Below are 12259 nucleotides of genomic sequence, written 5' to 3' on the forward strand. Positions count from 1 at the left end.
ATACATGCTATAATAGATTAAGTCATAATACATTTAATTTTGGGGGTGCAAACGACATATGCATATTATAGCGGTTGGTGTTAACTATAAAACAGCCCCTGTTGAAATTCGCGAAAAATTATCATTTAATGAAGCGGAACTTGCTCAGGCAATGGAAGCTCTTAAAAATAAAAAAAGTATATTAGAGAATGTTATTATTTCTACTTGTAATCGTACAGAAATTTATGTCATTGGTGATCAGCTTCATACAAGCAGATATTATGTGAAGGAATTTCTTTCGGAGTGGTTCGGAATTGATAAGGAAGAGTTCTCTAAATATTTGTTTTTTTATGAGGGCGATGGGGCTGTTGAACATTTATTTCAAGTAACATGCGGCTTGAATTCTATGGTTCTTGGTGAAACACAAATTTTAGGACAAGTACGTTCAAGCTATATGCTGGCGCAAGAGCAACAGACAATTGGAACGGTTTCAAATCATTTATTTAAGCAAGCGCTAACATTAGCGAAAAAAGCGCATGCTGAAACAGAGATTAATACAAATGCTGTATCTGTTAGCTATGCGGCAGTGGAACTAGCTAAGAAAATCTTTGGCAGTTTAAAAGGGAAAAACGTATTAATTCTTGGTGCAGGAAAAATGGGTGAGCTTGCGATTCAAAACTTGCACAGCAATGGTGCTGACAGTGTTACCGTTATTAATCGTACGTTTGAAAAAGCCGTTAATTTAGCGGACCGTTTTAATGGAACACCAAAGAAACTGGAAGAATTACAATGTGCATTAGTAGAAGCGGATATTTTGATTACGTCAACAGGAGCGAAAGATTTTGTTGTGACACAAGAAATGATGTCAGCTGTAAACAAAGTGCGTAAAGGCCGTCCAATTTTCATGGTTGACATTGCGGTTCCGCGTGATTTAGATCCAGCATTGGCAGAGCTTGAGAACGTGTTCTTATATGATATTGATGATTTAGAAGATATTGTTCAAGCTAATTTAGCGGAGAGAAAATTAGCGGCTGAAAAAATTGAATTAATGGTTGAAGCAGAAATCGTTGAATTTAATCAATGGTTAAATATGCTTGGTGTTGTCCCGGTTATTTCTGCTTTACGAGAAAAAGCATTAGGAATTCAAGCAGAAACAATGGTCAGCCTAGAAAGAAAGCTTCCGCATTTAAGTGAACGTGATCGAAAAGTGCTGAATAAGCATACGAAGAGCATTATTAATCAAATGTTGAAAGACCCGATTTTGTATGCAAAAGAACTCGCTGATGAGCCAAATTCGAAAGAAGCATTGAATAATTTTGTGAAAATCTTCCGCTTAGAGGAATTGATTGAAGAACAATTGATGGCTGCTGACGAGCAAGAACAAGCAACAACAAAAGCAGCGGTCTTGAATCCGATTCCTGTTAGAGTTAATTGAGGGCACTATGGAATTGTTAATGACAAGATTGCACGAAGTAACCGTATTATTGTATGCGCTCAGCGTGCTTTTATATTTTATTGACTTTCTTCATAATAACCGGAGGGCAAATAAAGTTGCCTTCTGGTTGCTTTCAATTGTTTGGGTACTTCAAACAATTTTTTTATGCCTATATGTAGTCAAAACAGGCAGGTTTCCTGTCTTAACCATCTTTGAAGGGCTATATTTCTATGCCTGGGTGTTGATTACGTTATCGCTTATCATCAATCGATTGCTGCGTGTAGATTTTATTGTGTTCTTTACGAATGTACTTGGGTTTATGGTCATGGCGATTCATACATTTGCTCCTGTTCAAATCGAGTCTGAAGTACTAGCTCAACAGCTTGTATCTGAGTTATTGATGATACATATTACATTAGCCTTCTTATCGTATGGAGCATTTACGCTTTCTTGTGTATTTTCGATTCTTTATCTCATTCAATATGATTTATTAAAGCGGAAAAAATGGGGAAAACGTTTAATTAGGCTAGGGGATTTAACACAGCTTGAACAAATGAGCTATATTTTAGCTGTTATTGGGGTACCGCTCTTAATGTTTTCACTTATTTTAGGCATTCAATGGGCGTATATTAAAGTTCCAGATTTATCTTTGCTGGACTTCAAAATTATTGGTTCTTTCGTTGTGTTAATTGGTTATAGCGTATATTTATATATAAAAATTAGAAAACAGATGTATGGAAGAATGTTGGCTTTTTTAAATATTGGTATTTTTATGATTGTTTTAATTAACTTTTTCCTGTTTGGAAGTCTTTCAACATTCCATTTTTGGAATACCTAGGAGGAAACAATGAGAAAAATTATTGTCGGTTCAAGACGTAGTAAATTAGCTTTAACCCAAACAAATTGGGTCATTAATCAATTAAAAGCACTTGGAGTTCCTTATGAATTCGAAGTGAAGGAAATTGTAACAAAGGGCGACAAAATTTTAGATGTTACACTTTCGAAAGTCGGCGGTAAAGGTTTGTTTGTAAAAGAAATTGAACAAGCGATGCTCGATAAAGAAATCGATATGGCCGTACATAGTATGAAGGATATGCCTGCTGTCCTTCCAGAGGGATTAACAATTGGCTGCATTCCTGCGCGTGAAGATCATCGTGATGCATTCATTTCGAAGAATCATATTAAATTAGCGGACTTAAAGCCAGGTGCTATCGTTGGAACAAGCAGCTTGCGTCGAAGTGCACAAATTTTAGCCCAAAGACCGGATCTTGAAATTAAATGGATTCGCGGCAATATTGATACGCGCTTAGAGAAGTTGAATACAGAAGACTATGATGCCATTATTTTAGCTGCTGCAGGTCTTGCTCGAATGGGTTGGAAACAAGACGTGGTGACAGAGTTTTTAGATGATACGTTATGTGTGCCGGCTGTAGGGCAAGGTGCTTTATCGATTGAATGTCGTGCAGATGATACAGATTTGCTTACAGAGTTAGCAAAATTCACATGTGAGAATACAAAAAAAGCGGTTGAAGCAGAGCGGTCCTTTTTAGATGAAATGGAAGGCGGCTGCCAAGTGCCAATTGCCGGACTTGCCGTGGCAAAAGAGGATGGCGAAGTGGAGTTAACCGCATTAGTGGCTTCTCCAGATGGAAAAACGATATATAAAGAAGTTGTAGCAGGAATGAACCCACTAGCAGTTGGTCAAGATGCAGCCAAGCTTATTAGTGAAAAAGGCGGCAAACAATTGATTGATTCTGTCAAAAAGGAGCTTAATCAGTAATGACTAAGCTTCCTCTCCATGATTATCGGATTTTAATCACTAGAGGACAAGGACAGGTGGCTCATTTCAAGGCTATGATTGAGCAATATGGCGGCACTCCGATTACGGTGCCGCTACTTGACTTTCGTCTGCCTGACAGTCATGAAGCGATTAAAGCGACTCTTTCCCATTTATCAGACTACGATTGGCTGGTCTTAACAAGTCAAAATGGGGTTCGTTTCTTTTTTGAATTAGCAGAGAAGTACGCCAAGTCTCAGTCGCTGCCTAAAATTGCGGTTATCGGTACAAAAACAGCAGAAGCCTTGCAACATTACGGTTATCATGCTGATTTTATCCCGAATGAGTTTGTGGCTGAAGGGTTTGTGGCTGAATTTATACCGCGGCTTTCTCCTCGTTCCCGTGTTTTAGTGGCCAAAGGAAACTTAGCACGAACTATTATTAGTGGAGCCATTGAAGAGATTGGGGCTGCGTGCGACGAACTCGATGTGTATGAAACGGTGTTGCCTGAAGCGAGTAAGCAAAAGCTTGTAGAAGTGATTACAACAGAAGCAGTGGAGGTCATTACGTTTACGAGCTCATCAACAGTTCATCATTTTATGAAAATTGTGGCACAATATGAGTTGCACCGATACTTAGAAAGTCTTATCATTGCATGTATCGGACCTATCGCCAAGAAAACCGCTCTACACTATGGGTTAGAGGTGGATATTTGTCCGAATGTATATACAACAGAAGCGATGATACAAGACTTAGTTGCATATACAAAAGCTAAAGGAGGAAAGAGCAAATGAAAGATTTATTTTTCAGACGCCATCGCCGATTACGTTCTAGTGCTAATATGAGAGCGTTGGTACGCGAAACATATTTACATAAAGAGGATTTAATTTACCCGATTTTTATTATTGATGGGGAAAATGTGAAAAATGAAATTGGTTCTATGCCAGGAATTTATCAACTGTCCCTCGATAACCTTATGGAAGAGATGACAGAAGTCGCAAGCCTGGGTATTAAATCCGTTATTCTATTCGGGGTTCCTTTCGAGCACGATAAGGACGAGCATGGCACAGGAGCGTTCCACCATAACGGACTTGTGCAAGAAGCAACGCGCGTTATTAAAAAACACTTCCCAGACATCCTTGTTATTGCTGATACATGCCTTTGTGAATATACAAGCCATGGACACTGTGGAGTTGTAGAAGGAGGTACCATTTTAAATGATGCTTCACTTGACTTGCTTGCTAAAACAGCAATTAGTCAAGCGGAGGCAGGTGCGGATATCATTGCCCCTTCGAACATGATGGATGGATTTGTCGCAGCGATTCGAGCTGGTTTAGATGAAGCAGGCTATGAAGATATTCCGATTATGTCGTATGCGGTAAAATATGCTTCCGCTTTTTACGGTCCATTCCGTGATGCAGCGAATGGCGCACCGCAATTTGGTGACCGTAAAACGTATCAAATGGATCCAGCGAATCGTTTGGAAGCGTTCCGCGAAGCTGAAAGTGATGTCGAAGAAGGCGCTGACTTTTTAATTGTTAAACCAGCTCTTTCTTATCTGGACATTATGCGTGACGTGAAGAATAACTTCAACCTTCCTGTTGTAGCGTACAATGTAAGCGGAGAATATTCAATGATTAAGGCAGCTGCAAATAATGGCTGGATTGACGAAAAAGCGATTGTTATGGAAACGCTATTAAGCATGAAACGTGCTGGAGCAGATTTAATTATTACATATGCATCTAAAGACGTGGCTCGTTGGTTAGATGAAGAAGGAAAAGAGGTCTGATTATGCGTTCATATGAAAAATCAAAACAGGCATTTGCTGAAGCTGTTCATTTAATGCCAGGGGGCGTAAATAGCCCGGTACGTGCCTTTAAATCCGTTGATATGGATCCAATTTTTATGGAGCGCGGAAAAGGCTCAAAAATGTACGACATTGATGGCAATGAATATATCGATTATGTTCTATCTTGGGGGCCCTTAATTCTTGGCCATTCGAATGAGCGTGTTGTTGAAGCGTTAAAAAAAGTGGCGGAGTCAGGAACAAGCTTTGGAACGTCTACATTAATCGAAAACGAATTAGCGAAGCTTGTCATTGAACGTGTTCCATCCATTGAGATGATTCGTATGGTGTCATCGGGTACGGAAGCAACGATGAGTGCTCTTCGTGTCGCTCGGGGTTATACAGGGCGTAATAAAATCTTAAAATTTGAAGGGTGTTACCATGGACATGGTGATTCTCTATTAATCAAAGCAGGATCTGGTGTTGCGACGCTTGGTTTACCAGATAGCCCAGGTGTACCAGTAGGAACAGCTCAAAATACGATTACCGTACCGTACAATGATTTAGCCGCTGTCAAATATGCGTTTGAGCAATTTGGTGAAGATATCGCTTGTATTATTGCTGAACCAGTAGCAGGAAATATGGGGGTAGTCCCACCGCAGCCTGGCTTCTTAGAAGGTTTACGTGAAGTGACGGAACAGTATGGTGCCCTGTTAATTTTTGATGAAGTCATGACGGGCTTCCGTGTCGGGTATAACTGTGCACAAGGATATTTTGGTGTTACACCGGATTTAACATGTCTTGGTAAAGTAATCGGCGGCGGTCTTCCTGTCGGTGCTTTCGGCGGAAAGCGTGAAATTATGGAGAAGGTCGCTCCAAGCGGCAGCATCTATCAAGCGGGTACGTTATCAGGGAATCCGCTTGCGATGACAGCTGGTTTTGAAACATTAAGCCAGTTAACGCCAGAGGTTTATGAAGAATTTAAACGTAAAGGCGATATATTGGAAAGAGGCATTGGGGAAGCGGCGAAGAAATACGGTATTCCGCATACATTTAACCGTGCAGGTTCCATGATCGGTGTGTTCTTTACGAATGAAGATGTCATCAATTTTGAAACAGCGAAAACATCTGATCTTACATTCTTTGCAAGCTATTTCCGTGAAATGGCGAACCAAGGTGTGTATTTGCCGCCATCGCAATTTGAAGGATTGTTCCTGTCAACAGCACATAGTGATGAAGATCTTGAAAAAACGATTGCTGCGGCAGAGCATGCTTTTTCAACATTAGCGAAATAGTTTTAAGAAACGTTTGGATGCATCATCCAAGCGTTTTTTTTTACTTAACACCGGCGAAAAAGGTTATAATTTCCGTAACTATTTAATCTAGGGGTGACGGTTTTGCAAAAGATGAAAATATTAATTGTGGAGGATGCAGAAACGCTTCGAAATGAATTACAAGAGTTCCTCTCTAACTATGGATATGAAGTCGAAGCACCGAATGACTTTCAAAATATTATGGAATATGCGATGCAGGATGATGTACATTTAATTTTGTTAGATATTAATTTGCCAACATATGATGGCTATTATATTTGTCGGGAAATACGCAAGACTTCAGAAGTACCGATTATTATTGTAACAAGTCGAGATAATGAAATGGATGAGCTGATGAGCATAAATCTTGGAGCAGATGACTTTATTACAAAGCCGTATAATACGCAAATTTTACTTGCTCGGATTGAAAATGTGTTAAGAAGAACGTATGCACATCAACAATCATCTATTCTACTATATAAATCCCTCAAGCTTGATTTATCGAATGGTACAATTTCATATCAACATCAACAAGAAGAGCTGACGAAAAATGAAATCAAAATTCTGCACTGTTTAATGAAGAATAAAGGCAAGATTGTATCGCGCGATGAGATGATGGAGTATTTATGGTCGTCGGATTTATTTATTGATGACAATACGCTCTCTGTTAACATTACACGGCTTCGAAAAAAAATCGAAGCAATTGGAATGAAAAATCCGATTGAAACGAGACGCGGTCTTGGGTATATCCTAGCATGAAACTGCAACGATATATAAAGGAAAGAGCGGTATTTTTATCGATGAATATCTTTTTATTTGTTCTTGTTGCGCTCTTTCTTTGGTTAATTAATGTACAGGCTGTCGTTATGATAATCGTCTTTGTTTGCTGGTTTGGGCCGTTGCTTTTATCTTATGGATTAGAATTTTTAAAAAGAAAAAACTTCTATGATGAATTGCTTCAAAACTTTGAGGCATTAGATCAAAAGTATTTACTCCCTGAGATCATTGAAGAACCAAACTTTCTTGAAGGGCAAATTTTATATGACATTATAAAAACAACCGATAAACAAATGCATGAGCACGTCAAGAAATATAAAGATATGCAGGCGGAGTATCGTGATTATATCGAGGCGTGGGTGCATGAAGTAAAGACACCGATTGCTTCAAGTAAATTGATGTTTGAGAATCATAAAAATGAAGTGACGAAAGGGATTATGGAAGAATTAGAGAAAATTGAAGGATATGTCGAGCAGGCGCTGTATTATGCTCGCAGCAGCAGTGCAGGTAAGGATTATATTGTTAAAGAATTTTCGTTGCAAGCTTGTATTTCGAAAGTGTTAAAAAAGAATGCTAAAGCATTTATTCATAAAAAAATTCAACTGCAATTAACTGAAATGGACGAGGTTGTTTATAGCGATGAAAAGTGGATTGAATTTATCCTTCATCAAATTATCGTCAATAGTATTAATTACTGTGATAATAAAATTAGTCTGTATACAAGAAAAAATGGACATAGTCTTATCTTACATATTGTCGATGATGGAATCGGCATCGATGAGAAAGATATCGGCCGCGTATTTGATAAAGGCTTTACGGGTGAAAATGGTCGACAATATCGTCGCTCAACAGGGATGGGGCTTTATATTTGTAAATTGTTAGCTGATAAATTGCATTTAGGGTTGACGATTCAATCTACGAAAGGTGAAGGAACAGAAGTCCAGATTATCTTTCCAAAAAGCAAGGTTGTTTTACTGGAGTCTTGATAAAAGGCTCTTTTTTGTGTGAAAAACGAATCTTACAAAATAGTAAGATTGTTGAAAGTTAATTCGATATGTAGTGACTGCATAGTGAGATACACTAAAGCCATGAAAGGAGACTGATAAAGGTGAGTACGGTATTAAAAGTAGATCATATTGAAAAATATTTTGGAAATAAAGGAAATACGACAAAGGCCATTGATCAAATTAGTTTTGAAGTGGAGCGGGGAGAATTTGTCGGCATTATGGGCCCATCCGGAAGCGGGAAGACGACCTTATTAAATTGTATTTCGACGATAGATTCGGTAACAACAGGAAAAATTTTAATTAATGAGCAAGACATTACGAAGTTAAAAACAGGCAGGCTGGATCAATTTCGTCGTGATGAGCTCGGCTTTATTTTTCAGGATTTTAACTTATTAGATACGCTAACGGCGTTTGAAAATATTGCAATTGCACTAACCATTCAAGGTCGAAAACCAGCTGATATTACAGTTTTAGTACAAGAAGTAGCAGAAAAGCTTGAAATTACCCAAGTTCTTGATAAATTTCCCTATCAAATGTCGGGCGGACAAAAGCAGCGGGTAGCGGCGGCACGGGCGATTGTGACAGACCCTACATTGATTTTAGCCGATGAACCAACAGGAGCACTCGATTCGAAGTCTTCACGCTTATTACTTGATTCATTTGAAAAGCTGAATGAAGAATTACAGGCAACCATTTTGATGGTGACACATGATGCTTTTACAGCAAGCTATGCAAAGCGAATTTTATTTATTAAAGATGGCCAGATTTTTAATGAATTAATTCGCGGGAAGGATACACGAAAGGAATTCTTTAACCGGATTATTGGAGTCGTAACGCTTCTTGGAGGTGATACGAATAATGTACTTTAAGCTGTCAGCTCGCAATGTTAAAAGAAGCTTTAAAGATTACTTTATTTACTTTTTAACGCTAACATTTGCGGTTTGTATTTTTTATAGTTTTAACTCTTTATCAGCTTCAGAAGCGATGACGACATTGAACGCTAGTCAAGCGGAAATGATTAAGGCGTTTACGATGCTATTATCCGGTGTTTCCGTATTCGTATCGGTTGTGCTCGGCTTTTTAATTATATATGCCAATAATTTCTTAATCAGGAGACGAAAAAAAGAACTTGGTTTGTATATGACACTCGGAATGAGCAAATATAAAATCTCGCACATTATCGTTATGGAAACATTTTTTGTAGGAATCATCTCGCTTGCTGTTGGTTTACTGCTAGGTATTCTCGTTTCTCAAGGGTTAGTAGCTTTAACCGTGTCGATGTTTAAAGCAAATATTGAACAATTTACATTTGTCTTTTCAAGTGATGCGATGTTAAAGACCATATTGTATTTTGGAATAATCTTTTTAATGGTAATGATCTTCAATAGTGTCGTTATTTCCAGGTATAAACTTATTGACTTGTTAACAGCGGCGAAGAAAAATCAAAGCTTAAAGATTCGGAAAACATCAATCTCCATTATGCTATTTGTTTTCTCCATCATTCTTCTTGCTGCAGCGTATGCGGTCATTATGAAGTATGGTCTGTTTGAAAACGCTATTGTGTGGACGTGTGTTGGTTTAGGTGCCCTTGGGACATTTCTCTTTTTTATGTCCTTATCTGGATTTGCGCTGAATATGATTCAGAAAAACAAAAATGTGTACTATAAAGATGTGAATATGTTCGTGCTGCGTCAAATTAATAGTAAAGTGAATACAACCTTCATTTCAATGACGATTATTTGTTTAATGCTCTTTTTTACAATCGGGGTATTCTCGACAGGTTTTAGCTTTAAAGCTTCGATGGAGAAGAATGTTGAAAAAATGACACCGTATGATGCTAGCTTATATACGAAGGCAGATGAAGATGCGAAAGTACAACATATTAATGATGCGGTGAAGAATGTAAATATTGATTTAGACAAATATAAAGAACATCATAGCTTTACAGTTTATAAAGCGGAGAAAAGTGTAAAAGACTTATTAGCTCCTTATGAAGGTGATGTCGCGAGGTTCGCTGATAGTAACTTACCAGTTATTAAAAGGTCGGATTTTGAACGACTAGAAGCGATGCAAGGGATTAAACCCATAGATTTCAACGATGAAGAAGTCGTGTTACTTTCTAATTTTGAGGTATTTCAGGATGTCTTTGACCGTTTCACTGAAGATCATAAAACATTAGAAGTGAATGGAAAGAAATATGATATCGTTCATCAAAAGGTTCATTTATTTGCTTATAAAACAGAGTTTAATTCAGAGGGGATCATAACAGCTGTATTGCCTGATGAAGCGGTGGAAGGGATGAAGCCATTTCTTTCCGTCGTTAATATCAATTACGATGATAATCAAAAAGAACATGATGAAACCTTATATAAAGTGTTAGATGAATCGGATGCTTTATGGGGGACTACTAAAACCATTATTCTTGATTCTAGTGTAGGTTCTTCCACGATGATTGTATTTGTCGGACTTTATCTTGGAATTGTCTTCTTGATTTCAAGTGCAGCTGTGCTTGCGTTGCAGCAATTATCAGAGGCGAGTGATAATATTGCTCGTTATACGGTTTTGAAGAAGATTGGTGTCACAAGGAAAGGAATTAATAAAGCAATTTTTGGGCAAGTATTTATTTACTTTATGATGCCATTAGCTTTAGCTATTGTGCATTCAATCTTCGGTATCCAAGTAGTGAACAAAGCCATTATGGTAGCAGGAAGTACAAGTGTACTCGTTCCATCTCTAATTACAGCATTAATCATCGTTATCGTATATGGCGGTTATTTCTTTGCAACATATACGGGATATAAGAGTATTGTCAAATAATCGAGTATAGGAGATTGCCTAAAAAGTTCCTAAAATAAAGGCAGCGATAAGAGTCCAATGAACGGCCTTATTCGTTTACCGAATTTTAGGATTTGTCCTTCGTGCCCCCGATGAAGGATTTTTTCCTTGCTGAATTTCTGGATGTTATCCTTTAATTAAAACACTTTGAGGAAGGCAAAAAAGTAATTATATAAGGAGAATGATTGTTCAATTGAATGAGGAGGCTATCCTGAACGCCATTTTTTATGGCTTTTGGGATAGCCTCTTCTTACGTCATGAACGGATACGCTCGATTTCTGAGATTTGTGCTCGACTTTTGGCATATATGACCGATTTCCATAACGTTTGACATAACTTTCCTTCTGCTTTCATAGATTGATAATGGTATGAGAAGTGAAAGGAGGAAATGATTTGACCGAAGAGAATCAATCGTATTTACGATTTTCATTAGAAGAATCGGTTTGGTTTCAGAAGGGACAGGAAGTAGCGGAATTGTATTCTATTTCATTGGATCCCAACGTGACGATTCAAGAAGATGAACATTATGTGTATATAAGAGGAACGCTTGATTTAAGCGGTGAATATAAGGACAGCGGAGAACAAGTAGACGGTGATGTTCATACGTTTTTACCGCGATCTGTTCAAACGGTGGAGAGACATCCAAATGGAATTAGTGAGTTTATCCATCGCTTTCCTGTTGATATTACAATTCCGAGTACACGTATTACCTCATTAGATGATATTGAAGTGACGATTCAAACGTTTGATTATACGTTACCCGAGCGGAATTGTCTTAAACTTCAGGCTGATTTAATTATCAGTGGGATTTATCGTGAAACATATGTCGAGCCGGAACTCGAGGACTATCAAGTGTGGGATGATGATGAAAGTCCAGTTGCGACGGATGAGCGACAAGAATTGGATGAAGAAATAGAAGATGAAGTAGTAGAAGTGGAGTTAGCCGACATCAGGCAAGAAGAAATAGCCGAAGTGGAAGAATCTGTTGAGGCTGAAGAGTTTGCTGATGAAAGGGCAGATTCTATGGAGAGTCCAGTTTCACAAATAGAAGAAGAATCTCCTGTTTCATATACGGCAGCAGCACCGCCGCTTCCAGATTTTCAACCGACATTTCGTCAGGAAGAACAACAAGAGGGAGAGCTATACGAACCTTTTATTGTGGAGGCGAAACGAACGCCAGATGTAGAAGAAGAGAGGGTAGCCCCTCTGTTTATTAGTAAACAGCCGGATATCCCTGTATTTGACTTTTCTGTACCAAAGTTTCAAGAAAGAGAGGAAGAACAAGAGATTGAGCCAGTGCTTGAAAAGAAAGTAGAAGAAGAACAAGAGGTCGAGCCAGTGCTTGAAAGA

At 38.3% G+C, this 12259-nt stretch carries 11 protein-coding genes; all 11 read left to right on the forward strand.

Annotated features, from left to right (window positions below):
• The first annotated feature begins 58 nt into the window (after window positions 1–58).
• Complete coding sequence (gene hemA, locus V7068_RS19715) at window positions 59–1414, forward strand: glutamyl-tRNA reductase (protein WP_252291062.1); 1356 nt, start codon at window positions 59–61, stop codon at window positions 1412–1414.
• 7 nt (window positions 1415–1421) lie between these two features.
• Window positions 1422–2252 carry a cytochrome C assembly family protein gene (locus V7068_RS19720; protein ID WP_499714193.1) on the forward strand — a complete coding sequence of 277 codons (831 nt, stop codon included), beginning with the start codon at window positions 1422–1424 and terminating at the stop codon, window positions 2250–2252.
• Between the two features lie 9 nt (window positions 2253–2261).
• On the forward strand, window positions 2262–3194 hold the full coding sequence (gene hemC, locus V7068_RS19725; protein ID WP_499714194.1) for a hydroxymethylbilane synthase: 933 nt from the start codon (window positions 2262–2264) through the stop codon (window positions 3192–3194).
• The gene (locus V7068_RS19730; protein ID WP_499714195.1) at window positions 3194–3985 is read left to right on the forward strand and encodes a uroporphyrinogen-III synthase; all 792 of its coding nucleotides are present in this window, start codon (window positions 3194–3196) and stop codon (window positions 3983–3985) included. The genes hemC and V7068_RS19730 overlap by 1 nt, the downstream gene beginning before the upstream one ends.
• The gene (gene hemB, locus V7068_RS19735; RefSeq protein ID WP_499714196.1) at window positions 3982–4980 is read left to right on the forward strand and encodes a porphobilinogen synthase; all 999 of its coding nucleotides are present in this window, start codon (window positions 3982–3984) and stop codon (window positions 4978–4980) included. Before V7068_RS19730 ends, hemB begins: the two co-directional genes overlap by 4 nt.
• A 2-nt stretch (window positions 4981–4982) precedes the next feature.
• A complete protein-coding gene (gene hemL, locus V7068_RS19740) occupies window positions 4983–6272 on the forward strand; it encodes a glutamate-1-semialdehyde 2,1-aminomutase (RefSeq protein WP_499714197.1) in 1290 nt (429 codons plus the stop codon).
• Between the two features lie 111 nt (window positions 6273–6383).
• On the forward strand, window positions 6384–7049 hold the full coding sequence (locus V7068_RS19745) for a response regulator transcription factor (RefSeq protein WP_499714202.1): 666 nt from the start codon (window positions 6384–6386) through the stop codon (window positions 7047–7049).
• Window positions 7046–8053 carry a sensor histidine kinase gene (locus tag V7068_RS19750; RefSeq protein WP_499714198.1) on the forward strand — a complete coding sequence of 336 codons (1008 nt, stop codon included), beginning with the start codon at window positions 7046–7048 and terminating at the stop codon, window positions 8051–8053. The genes V7068_RS19745 and V7068_RS19750 overlap by 4 nt, the downstream gene beginning before the upstream one ends.
• Window positions 8054–8175: 122 nt before the next feature.
• Window positions 8176–8943, forward strand: coding sequence for an ABC transporter ATP-binding protein (locus V7068_RS19755; protein WP_499714199.1), 768 nt, complete (start codon window positions 8176–8178; stop codon window positions 8941–8943).
• Window positions 8933–10891, forward strand: coding sequence for an FtsX-like permease family protein (locus V7068_RS19760; protein ID WP_499714200.1), 1959 nt, complete (start codon window positions 8933–8935; stop codon window positions 10889–10891). The genes V7068_RS19755 and V7068_RS19760 overlap by 11 nt, the downstream gene beginning before the upstream one ends.
• 411 nt (window positions 10892–11302) lie before the next feature.
• Window positions 11303–12259: hypothetical protein (locus tag V7068_RS19765; protein WP_499714201.1), on the forward strand; the 957-nt coding region annotated here is incomplete at its 3' end.

Origin of the sequence: Bacillus sp. JJ634 (assembly GCF_036962285.1) — a bacterium.
Lineage (GTDB): Bacteria > Bacillota > Bacilli > Bacillales > DSM-1321 > Peribacillus > Peribacillus asahii_A.